The sequence below is a fragment of the Herbihabitans rhizosphaerae genome, assembly GCF_004216555.1.
Taxonomy (GTDB): Bacteria; Actinomycetota; Actinomycetes; order Mycobacteriales; family Pseudonocardiaceae; genus Herbihabitans; species Herbihabitans rhizosphaerae.
In genome coordinates this window covers 593,941-611,732 of record NZ_SGWQ01000003.1, presented here as the reverse complement: position 1 = coordinate 611,732, position 17,792 = coordinate 593,941, and the positions used below count along the sequence as shown (strand labels likewise).

The window sequence follows — 17,792 nt, the reverse complement described above, 5'->3', positions numbered from 1 at the left end:
AAATGGGGCGCACCGCAATCGCGGTGCGCCCCATTTTCCGCGTGGTCAGTCCTCGCTCTTGCCGGTATTCAGGCCCTGCGAGATCAGGTCCATCACCGACGAGTCGGCCAGCGTCGTGACGTCGCCGATCTTCCGGTTCTCCGCGACGTCGCGCAGCAGCCGCCGCATGATCTTGCCGGAGCGGGTCTTCGGCAGCTCGGGCACGACCAGGATCTGCCGTGGCTTGGCGATCGGCCCGATCTCACCGGCCACGTGATCACGCAGCTCCTTGGCGATGTCGCTGCCCTCGTCCGCCCCACCACGCAGGATCACGAACGACACCACGGCCTGGCCGGTCGTCGGGTCGGTCGCGCCGACCACCGCCGCCTCGGCCACCTTCGGGTGCGACACCAGCGCCGACTCGACCTCTGTGGTGGAGATGTTGTGCCCGGACACGAGCATCACGTCGTCGACCCGGCCGAGCAGCCAGATCGCGCCGTCCTCGTCGTACTTGGCGCCGTCACCGGCGAAGTAGAACCCCTGCTTGGCGAAGCGCTTCCAGTACGTCTCGCGGTACCGCTCCTCGTCGCCCCAGATCCCGCGCAGCATCGACGGCCACGGCTGGTCGAGCACCAGGTACCCGCCGCCGCCCTTGCCGACCTCGTTGCCGTCGTCGTCCACGACCTTCGCGGACACGCCGGGCAGCGGCGCGATCGCCGAGCCGGGCTTCAACGTCGTGACCCCCGGCAGCGGGCTGACCATGATCGCGCCGGTCTCGGTCTGCCACCAGGTGTCCACGACCGGGGCGCTGCCCGCGCCGATGTGCTCGCGGTACCAGATCCACGCTTCGGGGTTGATCGGCTCGCCGACCGTGCCGATCACCCGCAGCGAGGACAGGTCGAACTTCGCCGGAATGTCGTCGCCCCACTTCATGAACGTACGGATCAGCGTGGGCGCGGTGTAGTAGATCGAGGCCTTGTACTTCTGGATGATCTCCCAGTGCCGGCCCTCGTGCGGGGTGTTCGGCGTGCCCTCGTAGACGATCTGCGTCGCCCGGTTGGACAGCGGCCCGTACACGATGTAGCTGTGCCCGGTGACCCAGCCGATGTCGGCGGTGCACCAGTAGACGTCGTTGTCCGCCTTGAGGTCGAACACGTTGTAGTGCGTGTAGGACGTCTGCGTCAGATACCCGCCGGAGGTGTGCAGGATGCCCTTCGGCTTCCCGGTCGTGCCCGAGGTGTACAGGATGAACAGCGGGTGCTCGGCGTCGAACGCCTCCGGCGTGTGCTCACCGGACGCCGGCTCGACGGTCTCGTGCCACCACAGGTCGCGGCCCTCGGCCCACTCGACGTCGATGCCGGTGCGGCGCACCACGAGCACGTGCTCGATGGTCGGCGTCTGGGTGACCGCCTCGTCGACGGCGGCTTTCAGCGGCACCGCCGATCCGCGCCGGTACTGCCCGTCGGCGGTGATCACGAGCTTCGCCTCGGCGTCGTCGATGCGGGTGCGCAGCGCCTCGGCGGAGAACCCGCCGAACACCACGCTGTGCGTCAGCCCGAGCCGCGCGCAGGCGAGCATGGAGAAGATCGCCTCGGGGATCATCGGCAGGTAGATCGCGACCCGGTCGCCGGCCCGCAATCCCAGTGCTGTCAACGCGTTCGCGGTCTTGCAGACCTCGGTTTGAAGATCGGAGTAGGTGATCGTGCGGGTGTCGCCGGGCTCGCCTTCCCAGTGGATCGCGACCTGGTCGCCGTGCCCGGCCTCGACGTGCCGGTCGACGCAGTTGTAGGCCACGTTCAGCTTGCCGCCGACGAACCATTTCGCGAACGGCGCGCCGGACCAGTCGAGCACCTGGGTCCACTTGGTGTCCCAGTGCAGCCGCTCGGCCTGCTTGGCCCAGAATGCCTCGCGGTCGGCGTTCGCCTCGTCGAACATCGGCGCGGTGGCGTTGGCCTGCGCGGCGAACTCGTCGCTCGGCGGGAACGCCCGGTTCTCCCGCAGCAGGTTGTCCAGGGCCTTGCTCTGGCCGGACTGCTCTGTCATTTCCAACGGCCTCCTGATCGTGACTGTGGGCGGTGCGGCACCCTCCCACCGCCACGGGGGCCACGTTAGTGGCCTGTGGCATGCCCGAACAGGGTTGCGGTGGGGACGGGAGCCCTGGTGTGGCGCTCTACTCTGAGTATTACCCGATCGCCGTAATTCCCGCTCAGTCGCGGTGCGGACGGGCCGACAGTCGCTCGCGCGCGTTCGGCCATTCGGGTGCGATGAGGGAGTACACGACGGTGTCGCGCGGCGTGCCGTCCTTGCGGATCTTGTGAGCGCGCAGCACGCCCTCGCGGCGGGCGCCCAACCGTTCGATCGCGCGCTGCGAGCGCTCGTTGCGAATGTCGGTGTGCCAGGCGACCCGGTTCGCGCCGAGTGCTTCGAAAGCGTTGCGCAGCAACAGGAGTTTCGCCTCGGTGTTCAACGCGGTGCGCTGCCATGGCGCGCCGATCCAGGTGGATCCGATGCAGAGCGACCGGTGCTTGGCATCGACGTCGTGGTACGACGTGGTGCCGGCGACCTCGCCGGTCCTGGCGTCGAGCTGCGCCATGGCGAGCCGGCCCGGCGTGGCCAGCGCGCCGGCGATCATGCGCTCGGTCGCGGCGAGGTCGGCCGGCTGCCACCCGGAGAGCCAGGTCCAGATGTCCGGGTCCTTGCCGGCCTCGTGCAGACCGGGCGCGTGCGCGATCGTCAGCGGTTCGAGTCGCACGTGGGTGCCGGTCAGGGTGGGGCTCTGGTCCCATCTCGCGTCCATGGCTCGACCGTACTTTGGTCGGTACCTGTCCCGGACGGCGCTGCTTAATGTTCACGGCATTCCGGCGTGTTCTCATTGGGTGTTCGAGGAGGCCTGATGGCCATTCGAAGGACTTGTGCCGTCGCGGCGATCGCGGTGTCCGCCGTTCTGGTCAGCGCGCCGTCCGCCGGTGCGATCGAGGGCGGCGAGATCGTCAAGGAGGGTGCCCCGTGGAACGCGCAGATCGTATGGGAGTCACGGGGTTTGCAGTGCTCAGGGTCGATCGTGTCGGCCGAGTGGGTGCTCACCGCGAAGCACTGCCTGCCTGACGACGGGACCGCGCTGTCGGTGTGGATCGGTGGTCTGAAACAGGGTGAGGGACAGGCCGCGAAGGTCGACCGCACCGAGGTTCCGGACAAGGCCGATATCGCATTGCTGCATCTGGACCGAAAGATCGACGCGAGTTACGTGAAGCTCGCCGATTCCGATCCGGCGATCGGTTCCGAGGACACCATTTACGGCTGGGGCCTCACCGGACCGAACACCAAGCCGTCCGATGTGCTGAAGAAGGCCACCGTGCGGGTGGAGAAGGTCGGCGGCGACTGTCTCGACGCGTACGGCGGCTCGTCGGTGTGCGTCGTCGGCGTCACCGGCTACGCGCGCAGCTGTGATTCCGGCGGTCCGATGATCTCGGGCGGGGTGCAGGTCGGCGTGCTGTCCACCGGCGACGACAAGCGCGATCAGTATTCGAGTGTGGCCGTGAACCGCCCTTGGATCACGAAGATCACGGGAGTGTGACACCCGTCCGGTAGCCTGCCGCCGTGACCGATCCGTTGCGGCCGCTACTCGAACTGTCCGATGTAGACGACGCGGTGCGCGCGGCGAGAGACGCGGTGGACGCCGTGCACGCGCATCCGACCAACCGGCGCGGCTGGCCGGCGACCGCCGCGGAGGCGTCCGTGCGCGCGGCGCGCGCGTCCGCGGCGCTGGACGGCGGTGCGACTGACATCCCGATCGAGGGCGAGGTCAGCGATCCGGTGCTGGCCGGTGCGCTGCGGGTGGCCGAGGCGATCGGGCCGATGTTGTCCACCTGGCAACGTGCGCCGTTGCAGGCGCTGGCCCGGTTGCACGTGTTGGCCGCGGCTGATCTGGTGCCGCACGAGCAGGCGCAGACGCTCGGCCGGCCACGCACCGAGCGTGGGGTGTCCGGGCGGCTGAGCGTGCTGGCGAGCCTGATCGCCGGTGGCACGGAGGCTCCTGGGCCGGTACTGGCCGCGGTGGTGCACGGGGAACTGTTGTCCCTGGCGCCGTTCGAGAACGCGGGTGGTGTGGTGGCACGCGCGGCGGCTCGGATGACGCTGATCGGCACGGGGCTGGATCCCAAGGGGCTGGCCGTGCCCGAGGTGTTCTGCCTGCGCAACGCCGACCGGTACCACGCCACCGTGCGGGCTTTCGGCACCGGCGACCGCGACGGCGTGCGCGAATGGCTGCTGTTCTGCTGCGAGGCGATCGAGGCGGGCTGCCGCGAGGCCACCTCGATCGCCGATGCCGCCGTCCCAGGTGAGTAAGTACTCACCCACCACCGGGTGAGTGCTCACTCACCATCACGCGCACGATCTCGGCCATCGTGTCCACGAGCACGGTCTGGCGTTCGCGCGCGTACCGGATGTGGATCGCCGGGCGCTGGGACGCCGTCGCGGAGAGTTCCATCCCCTCGAAGCACCGGGTCAGGCGGATCTTTTGCTTGCCGTGCAACGGATGCGTGCCGGTGATGGTCCGCTCGACGCGGTCCTCGACGGCCTGGTGCAGTTTTCGGACGGAGTCCAGGTCGAGCGTGATCGAGTAGGTGTCGATGGCGGCGAGGTGGATGGTCAGCTGCTGGTGGTCGTCGGTGATGTCGAACAGCGACGTGCAGAACAAGCTGTTCGGTTTCACGCCCGTCACGCACCACCGGCACGCGAACCCCCTCGGCGCGGCAACCCTTGGCACCGCTGGCATATAGACGCTCCATTGTGGACAGAAGGATTGGTGTCCCTGACAAGCATCCATACGGGTTCGCGGGTTCACCCGAAGGCGATGAGCCGCGCCCGGGAGCGGGTAACCCGCACGCGGGGTACCCGCTTGCGATCATGTCACTACGACTGGTGATCGAAAGGGTGTGGCAATGGCGCGGGATGCACGTCCGTTCCTGCGACGCAAGCTGGGCAGGCAACTGCGCCAGATGCGCGAGGGCGCCGGCAAGAAGATCAAGGACGCGGCCAAGGTGTTGGACATGAGCACCAGCGCGCTCCAGCGGCTGGAGGCGGGCGAGGTGAAGCCCAACATTCACGTGGTCAAGTCGATGATGGACTACTACGACCACTTTGTGGACGGGTTGCTCGACCAGGTCAGGCAAGCGCGAGTACCCGTGTGGACAGAGGCGTTCGTCCCCATGGGCCTGGGTTATGTCGATGTCGAAACCGAGGCCAATCTGGTTCGTGAGCTGACCTTGATGCACCTTCCCGGCCTGCTTCAGACCGAGGCGTATGCACGGGCACTGTTCCGGAAGAGTTTGATGGTGCGATCGGCGGCGCAGCGTGACAACGAGGTCAAGGTTCGCATGATTCGCCAGAGGCGACTCTCCGACGATCAACGCCCACTGGAGTTGGTGGCGATCGTGGACGAGAGCGCGTTCCACGTACCAGTTGGCGGCACGGAGGTGATGCGCGCGCAACTGGAGAAGGTGGCGTCGGCGGCCGACCTGCCGTCGGTGACGCTTCAAGTGCTGCCCCGGTCGCTGGGTGGTCACGGCGGGATGCGCGCGCCCTTCGCTCTGTTGTCCTTCCCAGACCCCAATGATCCGGTGATGCTCTACGCGCCCTACGTCAATGGTGCGCGGCTCCACGAAGACGAGGACGAGGCCCGGGAGGCACTCTCGGTCTTCGACCATCTTCGGTCCGAGGCCCTGGATCCGGCGGCGTCGGTGGCCCTCATCGAACGGCTGGCAGACGAGTTGTACGGCGCGTGATAAGGCGCGAGTTCCGCGCTCAGGCACGGTGAGTCCCGCGCCCTGCACCTGCCTGAGCGCGGGACTCACCGGTGCAGGGCGCGGGACTCGCGAATCAGCCGTGGATGTGTTCGATGCGGAGGTCGGGTGCGGTCATGATGTCCCGCTCGCAGAAGCGGGTGCGCACCATCTCCTTGCGGGCCAACAGGTCCGTCTGATCAGCGTGGTGCGGTGACAGCGGGTCCGAGGACTGCGAGTAGACGGTCAGCGTGCGCGCGTCGGGGCATCGCGACTCCCCGAACGAGATCACGTGCAGGTAGCTGGAGCCGTTCGCGCCCGGCTCCCCGACGCCGACGTACCCGCGAGCCGGGTCCCACCGCGCGTTGATCACGTTGAACGTGCCGGTCTCGCCCGGCGCACCGGCCAGCGGGAACCGTCGCCCACCCCGCTCGGTCGCCAGGTGCTCGCCGAGCGGCGCGTCCGGCCGGATGTTCGCCGCCCGAAGTTCTTTCACCGCGTCGGCGAACGCCGTGGCGATCGCCGGGTTGGTGATGTCGAGCGTGTTCGGCGTGTTCACCGGATCGCTTGGCAGGTAAGGGTTCCGCCACAGCTGAGCCTCCGGCAGCACGTCCACCTTCGTCCAGAATCGGTTGAACAGCACGGTACCCCGACTGTCCACATTGGACTTGAGATCCCAGCGGGCGAGCGCGTCGCAGGCCTCCCGCAGATCTTCGCCGAGCGACGGGCACAGGCGCAGCAGACCGGGTATTGTCAGCTCGGCGGCGTGCGACCGGTTGGACAGCAACAGGTTCCGCGCGCCGTCACCGGTGAACGGCTCCTTGGCGAGCTGATCGCGGATCTCCACCAGCGTGTCCCGGGTGCGCACGTTGCGCGTCTCCTCGGCCGTGCCGAGTATCCGCGCGTGCTTCGGCATCGGCGCCGAGGCGTTGGTCAGCCAGTAGCTCTCGTTGGAGTTCGCGACATAGTCCGAGCGCTCCAGAATCGGCAGGTTCGCCGGCCCGAACGTGCCCGGCTGGATCGCGTCCGCGTCGGTGCGCCACGCGCAGCCGGTCCGCGACCCGTCCAGCACGGCGATCCCGTCGGCCGCGAACGTCTCCTGCCCGAGCGCGGTGTTGCACCGTGCCGCGTGCGCGTCGGGCACATTCGGCACCACGGTCGCGCCGGAGTACAACGTCGCACCGTGCGAGTCGGTCGCCAGCAGGTTGAACAGCGACAAGCCCTGGGTACGGCGGATGGCGTCGTGCACCTGCCGCGCGTCCCGCGCGTGGCCGATCTCGAACAGCGAGTTCAGCAGGCGCAGGTTGCCGGCGTTCGGGTCGGCCATGGCGAACGCGCGTTCGGCCGTCCACGGTGTGTCGATGCCGTGCGCGCCGGTCACCACCGGGCCGTACCGCGTCCACCACTGGGTGCGGGTCTCGCGCCCGACGTTCTCGTCCGGCCGCCGCACGTCGACGCCGATGTCGCGGCGCCGCATCGGCTCGGGCCGTCCGTCGACCAGATAGGTCGTCGGCGATCCTGGTACCAGCGTCAGCTCGAACAGCGTGAACGGTCGCACGGCGTCCACCATCGTGCCGCTCCACGCCATGGTTTCGTTGTGCCCCAAGGCGATCGTGGGCATGCCGACGAAACCGGCGCCGGCCACGTTCAGCCGCCCGGGGATCGTCACGTGCGTCTGGTGCCACAGGTAGTCGCCGACCCACGGCAGATGCGGGTTGCCGATCGAGATGCCGCGCCCGTTGGCCGTGGCGTTCCGGCCGAACGCGATCGAGTTGCTGCCCGGGCCGGACATCGGACGGTCGGCCGGCGCGGATCCGGCGGCGCCGGGGCCGCTGGCGAACTGGTCCGGCGTGCTCGACCAGCCGAACGCCAGGCCCCACGCGTAGGCGCGGCGGTACACGTCCAGCTCGGTCATCGGCCGCAGCCACGGCGCGCCGTCACAGCTGGTGTGCTGCCGTTCGCCGAGGAACTTGTTGTACCCCAACGCATATCCGCGCACCATGTCGCGCACGCCCTGCTGCGGACCGAGCGGCGCCGGCGCGTCGACCAGCCGCCGCACATTGTCCTCCAGCGCGCGGAAGTACGCGTCACTCGACAGGTTGGTGCGCGCCCGGACGAGGGTGTTCGTGGGCGACCCCTCAGGGCCGAAGTAGCGCGAGCGTTCACCCGCCAGTGACACCATGCCCTCGCCGATCACGCACTGGTGGTCCCGCGCGGCCACGTAACCCTGGCCGAACCCGGCGCCGGCGTAGTCGCGCGCCACGATGTGCGGCAGGCCGTACTCGGTCGTCCTGATCAACGCGGACAGACCGTGACCGTCCACTGTGGACGGTTCGGCTGCCACCGCGGGCGCGGCGGCCGCGACCGTCGCGGTGAGTGCCCCGGTCAGCGCCAAACGCCACCGGAAACCCTTGTGTCCCATGGAAATCCTCCTAGTCGACAGCTCGACCGTATTGATCGGGATGCCGGAGGAGATCAGGGAAGACCCCGGTTCGGTCTCAGGGTGGTCAGCGCCGCCCGTTCAGCGAGTCGAGGAATCGCCGCTCGAAGGCCGGCCCGTCCCCGGCGGCGCCGTAGCGGGCGCGGTTGCCGTCCCTGGTGAGCACCGCCCGCCCGGTCGACGGCCCGGACGTGATCACGTCCAGCCTGCCCGGCCGGAACCGCACCAGGTCGTCGTGCACCGCGGCCGCGGCTGTGATCGCGTCCCACCAGAACAACTCGCCGTCGTCCACGAGACCCTTGAGCTCCGGATGGCTGATCAGTTCGAGCACCAGGTCGGCCGCCGTCGTGTCGTGATCTTCGCCGAGCCGGTCGATGAACTCGCGCGTGACCGGCGCGTGGTTGGTGGCGTCCAAGGGAACGAGCCGCAGCTTCGGCGTGGTCGCCACGACCGAGCGCGCCGCGACGGGATCGACCCAGAGGTTGAACTCCTGGGTGTTGTCGAACCCCGGCGGCGCGCCGCAGCACAAGCCGCCCGGCACATGGATCGCGCCGCCCATCGCGATCACGTGCCGCACGTTGCCCGCTCGGGCGACGTTGGTCAACGGTCCGGTCGCGATCACCCGCGCCGCCGGGTGATCGGACACGGTCCGCCTGATCACCTCGTGGGCCGGCGTCTCGGACTGTTCCTCGGTGGCCGTGCACCCCGGCGTCACGCTGCTCACCACACGATCGGCCAGGTCGCGCAGTTCGGCGGGAAAGGCGTTCGGCGCGGTGTTCGCGCCGTCGGCCACCTCCACGTCCCGCGCGCCGAGCCGCTCCAGCAGGCAGCGCGCGTTGCGGATCGCCCTGCCCGGGTAGCCGAGTCCGTTGTTCACCACCGTCACCGCACGCAGGTCGATCCGGCCGAGCCGGTCCTCCTGCACGAGATACGCGAGCGCGGCGACGTCGTCGTAACCCATGTCGCCGTCGAACACCACGACCGGCGGTGTGTCGTCGGCCGAGGCGATGGGCACGGCGGTGATCGCGTTCGCGACGATCACACAGGCGAGCGTCAGCGCACGAAACGGTGGGGTCTTAACCATATCCCCATTCTGCTGGGGAATTGGTCACAACGCCAGGGTTAGAACGCGGGTGCGCTCAACAGATCCAACGCCTCGCGGACCTTGCCATCGGCGTCATCCAGCGCCCGTGCCGCGCGGCCGGCCTCCACACCGGACAACAGGTGCACGAGTGCGACCTTGAGGTCACCGTTGGCCGCGGCCAACGCCTCCTCGCACTCCGCCATGCTCAGCCCGGTCGCGTCGCGCAGGATGCGCAGCGTGCGGCCGCGCAGCTTCGCGTTGGTCGCCCGCACACTCACCATCAGGTTCGAGTACGTGCGCCCCATCTTCACCATCACGGCGGTGGAGAACGCGGTCAGTACGACCTTCTGCGCGGTGCCGGCCTTCATCCGAGTGGAGCCGGCGATCACCTCGGGGCCGGTGTCCACCGCGATGATCACGTCGACGAAGTCGCCGGGTGCCGCGTCCGGATTGCCGCACATCAGCGCGGTGCGCGCGCCGATCCGGTGCGCCGCCTGCAAAGCGCCGAGCACGTACGGCGTGCGGCCGGACGCGGTCAGGCCGAGCACGAAGTCGCCCGACTTACCGTCGCGCGTCAGCTCCTCGGCACCCGCGTCGTCGTCGTCCTCGGCCGCCTCGGACGCGTCTCGCAGCGCGCCCGAGCCGCCCGCGTGGTGCGCGACGAACCAGTCCGGCGGCACGTTGTACGTGGGCGGCAGCTCGGCGGCGTCCACCGTGGCCAGCCGGCCGGACGTGCCGGCGCCCACGTAGTGCACGCGGTTGCCCCTGCGCAGCGCCTCGACCGCGAGGTCGACCGCGACGGCCAGCCTTGGCAGTGTCGCGGCCACCGCCTCCGGCACGCGACGGTCCTCCGCGTTGATCGTGCGCAGCAACGCCAGCGTGCTCAGCTGGTCGATGTCCGTGGTGCGCGGGTTGCGAAGCTCGGTCGGGGAATCGACGTGCACGGCTTGGCGTGGCACGGTCATTCGGTCACCTCCGGTTCGCGGCCCGCGATCACTTGCCGTTCTCCCGAATCCGACGCCGGCCGTCCGGCCGCGTCTCCAGTCGATGGGTACCCACCGCGTCACGGGTCGACTCCAACGCGGTCATGGAGCTGTCCAGGTGCCGCTGCGCGACGCCGATGAACAGGCAGTCGATCACCGTGAGCTGGGCGATCCTGCTGGCCATCGCGCCGGAGCGGAACGTCGTCTCGCGCGCGGCCGTGGTGATCACGTGGTCGGCCACCTCGCTGATCGGCGAGCGCGGGAAGTTGGTCAGCGCGACCGTGGTCGCGCCGTGCCGCCGCGCCACCCGCAGTGCCTCCACCGTGTCGGTGGTGGCGCCGGTGTGCGAGATGCCCACGGCCACGTCGCCCTTCCCGAGTACGGCGGCCGAGGTGAGCATGATGTGCGTGTCGTTCCAGGCGAAGCAGACCCGCCCGATGCGGTGCAGCTTCTGCTGGAGGTCGGCGGCCACGAACGCGCTCGCGCCGACGCCGTACACGTCGACCCGGCCGGCCAAGGCCACCGCCTCGACGACGCGCTGCAGCACCTCGGTGTCGAGCTGCTCGGCGGTCTCCTCGACGGCGCGCGCGTCGGCGAAGGTGACCTTGCTGACGACCGTGTGCAGTTCGTCGTCCGGGCCGATCTCGCCGCCGAGGTCACGCTCGGCGCGCACGGACGATCGGGCGGTGTCGGCCGCGAGCGCGATGCGCAGCTCGGGGTAGCCGCCGACGCCGATCGCCTTGCAGAACCTGGTCACCGTGGTCTCTGAGGTACCAGCGGCTTCCGCCACCTCGGTGATGCTGCGCCGGGCGACCGTGGACGGATTCTCGAGCACTACCTTGGCGACTCGCTGCTCGGCCCGTGCCAACCCGGGCAGCAGCGAGCGGATGCGGACCAGGGGGCTGGTCTCCGCGTGCTCGGCGACGATTTCAGGTGTGCTCACGTGGGAAACTTACTAACAGTGCTGGTGGCAGACAAGCGCCACGTTTCTGTGCTCATGTGCACGACCCCACTCCATGCTCGGCCAGCCCGTCCACCGCCGACGGGTTGCCTACGAAATCGCAGGTGACAAGGATATCGTTAGCTGCAAGTTGCTATCGAGTTCGCGTTTCCCAGCCTCGAGGACGTAACAAGACGGGTTCTTTCTCACCATCAAGGAGCGTTCCACTACCGTCGGTGACCTTGATCCCATCGACGTACACACCGCGTCCGGTATAGCGGCGGTCCGTAGTGAAGCGCCAGCGGAACGTGATCGACGTCCCTTCGGGTAACGCCTCGGCAACTTCGGCGGAAACAGACCACCAACGGCGGTGTCCGGCGCCCGCGAGCGCTGGTACGTCGCCGTCGGGGGCACCCGGCCCACTCGCCCGCACCGGAACCGGTGTGAACGTCACACCGTCCACACTGGACTCGAGCACGAGCTGATCGGTGTTCTCGGTATCCACGAAGGCCTGGAACCGCACGCCGACCGGCCCGCCCCTCGGAGTCAGCGCCACGGTGTCCAGCGTCGCCGTGCTCTGGTCGCCGATACCGGTGTAGTGCGCGTTGTAGCCGCGCTTCGGGGTGACCGATAACGCGTTGGCGAGCCCGGTCGCGATCGTCTCGCGCGCCAGGTTGATCGAGCCCCAGCCACGGGTCGGATGCACCCGGTTGGTGAGCAGGATAGCGAACGAACGCGACGCCGGGTCGATCACCAGACTGGTCCCGGTGAACCCGGTGTGGCCCGCCGTGCGCGGCCCGGCCAGGCCGCCCATGTACCACCGCTGGTCCAGCTCGAAGCCCAGCCCGTGCGAGTTGTCCGGGAAGTTCTGGTTGTGGTTCGTGAGCATCGCGGTGACCGCGTCCTGGCCCAGGATCCGTTGTCCCGCATAGGATCCGCCGTTCAGTATCGTTTGCGCCAGTGTCGCCATGTCGCGCGCGGTGGAGAAGACGCCGGCGTGCCCGGCCACCCCGCCCAGCGACCACGCGTTCTCGTCGTGCACCGACCCGCGGACCATTCCGCGCGGCGGGTTCGACTGGAACTCCGTGGCCGCGATCCTGTCCAGCTTGGACGGCGGCGGGTTGTACCCGGTGTCCCGCATGCCGAGCGGCTCGGTGATCTTCGTGCGCACCGCGGTGTCCAAAGTGGACCCGGTGATCCGCTCGACGAGCACGCCGAGGGTGATCAGGTTCAGGTCGGAGTACACGTAGGTGGTGCCGGGCACGCTCTTCGGCGCGACGTCCATCACCGCCTTGATCCGCGACGGCACGTCCGGCCAGTCCCGCCACAGCGGCAGGAACGGCTCCAAGCCGGACACGTGCGTCAGCAGCTGCTTGACGGTGATCGCTTCCTTGCCGTTCACGCCGAACTCGGGCAGGTACTTCGCCACCGGGGCGTCCACGTCGACCTTGCCCTGTTCGATCAGCTGCATCACGGTGATCGAGGTGAACAGCTTACTGATCGACGCCATGTCGAAGATCGTGTCCGGCCGCATCGGCACCTGCTGACCGGCAGGCAGCTCGGTGCCGTTCGCGTCCGCGTAGCGCAGCGCCTGGCCGTGCTGCGACCGGTGCACGATCACGCCGTCGTGTGCCAGCAGTGACACCGCGCCGGCGAACAGCGGGTGACCGGTCGCCGGGTCCACCGTCGTCCACTTCGCGATCTTGCCGTCCGCGGCGCGGATCGGCGCCGGGTCAAGCCCCACCTGCTCCGGCGGGCCGTCGCGCAGCAGCGTGTTCGCCGCCGCGAAGCCCTCGCGCGGACGGTCGAACTTGCCGGTCGGGCCGGGTACGTCCTGCCCGCCGGCCGATGCCGGGATCAAGGCGACGATCGCCATGGCTACCAGGGTGGCTCTAACCTTGCGCATCGGCACCTCACCGGTAGATCAGGTACTGCTCCCGCTGACGTCGGAACGTGTCCTGCTCGCCCTGCCAGGACCCCACGATCTCGTCGACCCCGGCACCCGCGTCCACCATCCGGCGCAGGCGATCGGAGCCGTAGAGCTTGTCGATGAAGTTGTCCTGCCGCCAGCCGAACTGCTGTGGGTGCGCCTGACGAGCGGTCACGATCATGGCGATCGCGGTGCGGATCGGGTCGACGGCGTACCGGTCGGTGATGTGCGCGTGCACGCCGCCGCAGGTCTCGTTCACGAACTTGCCGAACGTCGGCACGAAGTACGCCTCGCGGAACTGGACGCCGGGCAGGCGCAGCGCGTTGAGCGCCTCCTCCCAGTGCCAGTCCATGCCGGGCGCGCCGACGATCTCGAACGGGCGGGTCGTGCCGCGCCCCTCGGACAGCCGCAGCCCCTCGAACAGGCAGGTGCCCGGGTAGAGGATCGCCGTGTCGGCCGTCGGCATGTTCGGGCTCGGCGGCGCCCACGGCAGGCCCGTCTCGCCGAACAGTTCGCGCCGCTTCCATCCGGTCAGCTGCGTGATGTCCAACGTCGACACCACGCCGCCGTCGCTCGGCAGGAACTCGCCGTTGTAGAACCGGGCCAGCTCGCCGATGGTCATGCCGTGCTGCTGCACGATCGGCTTGAGCCCCACGCCGGAGGCGAACGCCGGATCCAGTGTCGGCCCGAACGCTTGTCCGCCAACGGGATTCGGCCGATCCAGCACCACGAACGAGGCGCCGACCATGACGGCCGCCTGCATCGCCCGGTACAGGCTCCAGATGTAGGTGTAGAAGCGCGCGCCCACATCGGCGATGTCGAACACCACCGTGTCCACGCCCGCCTTGCGGTACATGCCGGCGAGCTTGGCCGCCGTCACGCCGTACGCGTCGTACACCGGGACACCGGTGCGCGGGTCGATGTAGTCGCCCTCCGAGCCGCCGGCCTGACCGGTGCCGCGGAAGCCGTGCTCCGGCCCGAACGCCGCCACCGGGCGCACCCCGGCGGCCACCATCGAGTCCACGATGTGCGTGCCGTCCATGAGCAAGCCGGTCGGGTTGGACAGCACACCGACCTTGCGGCCCGCGAGTGACCGCCATCCTTGTGCGGCAAGGGAATCAGCGCCGGGAGTCACCCGCCTGCCCTGCGGCGCTGGCTGGCCGGCGAGCGCCGGTGCGGCCGCTCCCGCGGTGACCAGGGGTGCCGCCAGTGCCGACGCGGCCAGGAAAGAGCGTCGTCGCAAAGGCATCGGGTTACCAGCTCAAACCGTGGTCGAACGGGTACTTCACGGTGCCGGGCTGACCGGCGTCCGGGATGTCCACCGGCAGCTTGCCCTGCGGTGACACCTCACCCAGCAGCACCTTGGTCAACGTCTCCAGCACCACCGGCCGGTAGCCGTAGGTGGCCAGCCACGCCGGCGCCGCGGTGAATCCGGCGTCGTACGGGCCGACCGCCGCGACCGCGACCACCTTCTTCCCAGTGGCCAGCAACTGATCGACCAGCACACGCTGGCGCGGCTTGGCGTTCAGGTCGTTGGTCAGCACCACGGTCAGGTCGGATTCCTTGGCCGCGGCCACCGCCCGCGCGATCTGCTCGTCGGTCGGGTCCGTGCCGGTCGGCAGCGCGCTCGCGGTGCGGCCGTGCGCGGTGATCCGCTTGGCCACCTCCGCCGTCGTGGTGTCGCCCCACCCGGTGACGGTGATCTTCTGCGCGTCCTTGGCCGGCAGCACGCCGCCCTCGTTGCGGATCGCGGTCACGCCGCGGTCGGTGATCGCCTGCGCGGACTTGAGGTTGTCCGGCGTGCCGACCACCTTGTCGACCTGGTTCACGTCGACGAACGGGCGCTTGTTGATCCCGCGCTTCGCCTTCAACTTCAAGATCCGGGTGACGCTCTCGTCGATCCGCTGCTCGGTCAGCCTGCCGCTCTGGATCGCTTGCAGCACAGCGGTTTTCGCCACGTCCAGGTTCGGCGGCATGAGCATCTGGTCGGCCCCGGCGAGGATCGCCAGCACGGGCACCTCGGCGTCGGGGAAGTTCTCCTGGACCGCGCCCATGGACAGCGAGTCGGTCACGACCACGCCGTCGAACTTCAACTCGTCGCGCAGCAGACCGGTCAGGATCGGCTTGGACATGGTCGCCGGATACACCGACGGGTCCAGGCTCGGCACCCGGATGTGCGCGGTCATCACCGAGTCGATGCCCGCGTCCACCGCCGCCTTGAACGGCGGCAGGTCGATGGCCCGCCACTGGTCGGCCGGCCGGTCGATCACCGGCAGCACGTGGTGGCTGTCCTGGGAGGCGTCGCCGTGACCCGGGAAGTGCTTCACCGACGAGGAAACCGTGTCGGTCGGCTTGCCGGAGTCCTGGTAGCCGCCGACCTGTGCGGCCACCATCTGCGCGGCCAGATCCGGCTTGCCGGAGAAGGACCGCGGCCCGATCACCGGGTTCAGGAAGTTCGAGTTCACGTCACCGACCGGCGCGAAGTTCTGGTTCACGCCGACCGCGCGCAGCTCGTGGCCCATGATCGTGGCGGCCTTCTTCGCGTTCTCCGCGTCCCGGCCCGCGCCGATCGCCATCGCGTCCGGGAACTCGGTGGCCGGCGACTCCATCCGGGTCACCCGGCCGCCCTCCTGGTCGATCGCTACGACCAGTGGCACGTGCGGGGCGGAGTCGAGCGCGGCCTTCTGCAGCCCGTTGGAGAACTCGGCGAGCTGCTTGGGGTTGTCGATGTTGTCCGTGCCCGTGTTGTTGAAGTAGATCGCGCCGCCGACCTGGTAGCGCTGGATCACCTGGGCCGGCGTGTCGACGCCGTAGCGCTCCTTGTTCATCGGGTGCGCCTCGTTCGCGCCCTTGCCCCAGATGGTCGGCACGAACAGCTGGCCGACCTTCTGCTCCAGATTCATTCGGCGCAGCGTCGCGCGCACCCATGAGTTCACGGCGGCATCCTGCTCGGCGGACAGGCCGTCCCCGTCGGCCTGGACGGCGGCGGCGTGCACGGGTTGCCGCTGCGCCGGCGCCGAGGCGGGGGTGCCCGAGCATCCGGCGGCGACCACGCCTGAGGCGGCCACCGCGGAGATCAGCGAGCGTCTGACATAGGTGCGTGAAAGGGTCACCACGGCCTCCGGGGTCGACCAGCGGACGATGCACTCGCCGAAATCTTCCCACCAGTAGAGAACGGCACGCGTAAGTTACCCACGACACATACGTCGGTCAACGCGATCCGCGTGTTTCGGAGGCCGAATAGCCCAGAAGGCCTAGAAATCGCTGGCGGCGCCCACAGGCCTAAGCCGATGGGCGCCGCCAGCCAGCGCGAACAACTCGGGTTACCAAGCGTGCAACTAATGTCGTACCTACCTGGCCTCGGCGTCCGGCGTCCCGGTACGCAGTCCCTAGACGACAAGCCTCCCGCGGCGTGCTGCGCGTGGGTGCCCGGTGTTCGCGCACGGAGCTCTGTCGGGGTGGACGACGCTTCTCTTCCGCTTCGCCCCTGGCCAATCAGAAGTCCGCACCTCCCTTTGTAGTCCGTGATGGAGGTCACCTCAAGGGCACAATCGGGTGCACCGGTACAGAGTCGTTAAGTCGTGGACAGACACGCGTGGTAGTCGTGATCAGGCGTTATCTCCGCTGGTGCGCGCGGTGGTACCGCCGACCGTGGGTAAGGCTTCCCGGACAAGCGGCGAGTGGAGACCCTGGGTCATCGACGGCGGCGCCGGCGCAGTCCGTACCAAGTGGCTCCGGCCGCCGTCACCGCCCCGAGACCGAGCGCGGTCACGGCCACCGCCGTGCCGGACGGAGTCGGGAACCTGGCCCGCAGGGACACCGGCTTGCTGAACGTCAACACCGGCCAGCCGTGCTCGCCGGCAAGCTTGCGCAGCCCCCGGTCCGGGTTCACCGCGGTCGGGTGGCCGACCGCCTGCAGCATCGGCAGATCGGTGATCGAGTCGGTGTAGGCGTGACAGTCGGCCAAGTCGTAGTGCCGCTCGGCGGCGAGCTGCTTGATCGCCGTGGCCTTGTTCTCGCCGTAGCAGTAGAAGTCGATCTCGCCGGTGTACTTGCCCCGCTCGGCCACCATCCGGGTGCCGATGCCGAGGTCGGCGCCGATCATCGCGGCGATCGGCGCGACCACCTCCTCGCCGGACGCGGACACCACCACGACGTCGTGGCCCTTCTCCTTGTGTTCCGCGACAAGCTCGGTGGCCTCGGCGTACACCAGCGGGTCGACGATGTCGTGCAGCGTCTCCTCGACGATCGAGCGCACCTGCTCGACGTCCCAGCCGGTGCACAGCGCGGTCAGGTGCTCGCGCATCCGCTCCACCTGGTCGGCGTCCGCGCCGGAGGCCTTGAACACGAACTGCGCGTAGGCGCTCTTCAACGCCGCCCGCCGGTTGATCAGCCCGCCCTCGAAGAACGGCCGGCTGAACGCGAGCGTGCTCGACTTGGCGATGACCGTCTTGTCGAGGTCGAAGAACGCGGCCACCCGGGTCGTGGCGCCATTGCCGGACTCGATCACGCTGCCTCCTCGCACCGCCCGCTGTGCCGTCAGCATAGGAGCGGTTCAGCCCAAGCCTTTCACCCATTTGGCGACGGGCGTCGATGGCGTTCGGAAGGTTTGGCCACGTCCGGGACGGTTTCGGCGGATCGAGGAGTTACAGTGGA

General features: G+C 69.0%; 14 protein-coding genes. 3 read left to right on the top strand and 11 right to left on the bottom strand.

Annotation, left to right across the window (positions count from 1 at the left end; genetic code table 11):
- Positions 1–45 precede the first annotated feature (45 nt).
- Both acs and EV193_RS12565 read right to left on the bottom strand, forming a co-directional pair.
- Positions 46–2,022 (bottom strand): acetate--CoA ligase, encoded by a 1,977-nt coding sequence (gene acs, locus EV193_RS12570; RefSeq protein WP_130344207.1) that lies wholly within the window; start codon positions 2,020–2,022, stop codon positions 46–48.
- Between the two features lie 163 nt (positions 2,023–2,185).
- Entirely contained in the window at positions 2,186–2,776 is a 591-nt protein-coding gene (locus EV193_RS12565) for a GNAT family N-acetyltransferase (RefSeq protein ID WP_130344206.1), read from the bottom strand.
- 96 nt (positions 2,777–2,872) lie between these two features.
- Here EV193_RS12565 and EV193_RS12560 point away from each other — a divergent pair, with 96 nt between their 5' ends.
- Together EV193_RS12560 and EV193_RS12555 are read left to right on the top strand one after the other, a co-directional pair.
- Positions 2,873–3,553, top strand: coding sequence for a S1 family peptidase (locus EV193_RS12560; RefSeq protein WP_130344205.1), 681 nt, complete (start codon positions 2,873–2,875; stop codon positions 3,551–3,553).
- Positions 3,554–3,576: 23 nt separating this feature from the next.
- Positions 3,577–4,323 carry an oxidoreductase gene (locus EV193_RS12555; protein ID WP_130344204.1) on the top strand — a complete coding sequence of 249 codons (747 nt, stop codon included), beginning with the start codon at positions 3,577–3,579 and terminating at the stop codon, positions 4,321–4,323.
- Positions 4,324–4,327: 4 nt separating this feature from the next.
- Here the strand turns inward: EV193_RS12555 and EV193_RS12550 are convergent, their stop codons facing one another.
- The gene (locus tag EV193_RS12550; protein ID WP_130344203.1) at positions 4,328–4,690 is read right to left on the bottom strand and encodes a hypothetical protein; all 363 of its coding nucleotides are present in this window, start codon (positions 4,688–4,690) and stop codon (positions 4,328–4,330) included.
- A gap of 229 nt (positions 4,691–4,919) precedes the next feature.
- Here EV193_RS12550 and EV193_RS12545 point away from each other — a divergent pair, with 229 nt between their 5' ends.
- Positions 4,920–5,762 carry a helix-turn-helix domain-containing protein gene (locus EV193_RS12545; protein WP_130344202.1) on the top strand — a complete coding sequence of 281 codons (843 nt, stop codon included), beginning with the start codon at positions 4,920–4,922 and terminating at the stop codon, positions 5,760–5,762.
- Between the two features lie 94 nt (positions 5,763–5,856).
- Here the strand turns inward: EV193_RS12545 and EV193_RS12540 are convergent, their stop codons facing one another.
- From EV193_RS12540 to EV193_RS12505, 8 genes are all read right to left on the bottom strand, one after another.
- Positions 5,857–8,181 carry a penicillin acylase family protein gene (locus EV193_RS12540; RefSeq protein ID WP_130344201.1) on the bottom strand — a complete coding sequence of 775 codons (2,325 nt, stop codon included), beginning with the start codon at positions 8,179–8,181 and terminating at the stop codon, positions 5,857–5,859.
- Between the two features lie 85 nt (positions 8,182–8,266).
- A complete protein-coding gene (locus EV193_RS12535) occupies positions 8,267–9,283 on the bottom strand; it encodes a nucleoside hydrolase (RefSeq protein WP_130344200.1) in 1,017 nt (338 codons plus the stop codon).
- Positions 9,284–9,321: 38 nt separating this feature from the next.
- Entirely contained in the window at positions 9,322–10,248 is a 927-nt protein-coding gene (gene murQ, locus EV193_RS12530; RefSeq protein WP_130344199.1) for an N-acetylmuramic acid 6-phosphate etherase, read from the bottom strand.
- Positions 10,249–10,276: 28 nt separating this feature from the next.
- Complete coding sequence (locus EV193_RS12525) at positions 10,277–11,209, bottom strand: MurR/RpiR family transcriptional regulator (RefSeq protein ID WP_130344198.1); 933 nt, start codon at positions 11,207–11,209, stop codon at positions 10,277–10,279.
- Between the two features lie 151 nt (positions 11,210–11,360).
- A complete protein-coding gene (locus tag EV193_RS12520) occupies positions 11,361–13,082 on the bottom strand; it encodes a serine hydrolase domain-containing protein (protein WP_242613327.1) in 1,722 nt (573 codons plus the stop codon).
- Positions 13,083–13,119: 37 nt separating this feature from the next.
- A complete protein-coding gene (locus EV193_RS12515; RefSeq protein ID WP_130344196.1) occupies positions 13,120–14,385 on the bottom strand; it encodes an exo-beta-N-acetylmuramidase NamZ family protein in 1,266 nt (421 codons plus the stop codon).
- A gap of 4 nt (positions 14,386–14,389) precedes the next feature.
- Entirely contained in the window at positions 14,390–16,039 is a 1,650-nt protein-coding gene (locus tag EV193_RS12510; RefSeq protein WP_130344406.1) for a glycoside hydrolase family 3 protein, read from the bottom strand.
- 791 nt (positions 16,040–16,830) lie between these two features.
- On the bottom strand, positions 16,831–17,613 hold the full coding sequence (locus EV193_RS12505; RefSeq protein WP_423202165.1) for an HAD-IB family hydrolase: 783 nt from the start codon (positions 17,611–17,613) through the stop codon (positions 16,831–16,833).
- Between the last annotated feature and the right edge of the window lie 179 nt (positions 17,614–17,792).

Excerpts from the sequence above, each read along its gene's own strand:
- EV193_RS12560 (WP_130344205.1), top strand. The coding sequence starts at position 2,873 with ATGGCCATTCGAAGGACTTGTGCCGTCGCGGCGATCGCGGTGTCCGCC.
- EV193_RS12545 (WP_130344202.1), top strand. The coding sequence starts at position 4,920 with ATGGCGCGGGATGCACGTCCGTTCCTGCGACGCAAGCTGGGCAGGCAA.
- EV193_RS12540 (WP_130344201.1), bottom strand. The coding sequence starts at position 8,181 with ATGGGACACAAGGGTTTCCGGTGGCGTTTGGCGCTGACCGGGGCACTC.
- EV193_RS12510 (WP_130344406.1), bottom strand. The coding sequence starts at position 16,039 with ATGAATCTGGAGCAGAAGGTCGGCCAGCTGTTCGTGCCGACCATCTGG.
- EV193_RS12515 (WP_130344196.1), bottom strand. The coding sequence starts at position 14,385 with ATGCCTTTGCGACGACGCTCTTTCCTGGCCGCGTCGGCACTGGCGGCA.
- EV193_RS12520 (WP_242613327.1), bottom strand. The coding sequence starts at position 13,082 with ATGGCGATCGTCGCCTTGATCCCGGCATCGGCCGGCGGGCAGGACGTA.
- EV193_RS12565 (WP_130344206.1), bottom strand. The coding sequence starts at position 2,776 with ATGGACGCGAGATGGGACCAGAGCCCCACCCTGACCGGCACCCACGTG.
- murQ (WP_130344199.1), bottom strand. The coding sequence starts at position 10,248 with ATGACCGTGCCACGCCAAGCCGTGCACGTCGATTCCCCGACCGAGCTT.
- EV193_RS12535 (WP_130344200.1), bottom strand. The coding sequence starts at position 9,283 with ATGGTTAAGACCCCACCGTTTCGTGCGCTGACGCTCGCCTGTGTGATC.
- acs (WP_130344207.1), bottom strand. The coding sequence starts at position 2,022 with ATGACAGAGCAGTCCGGCCAGAGCAAGGCCCTGGACAACCTGCTGCGG.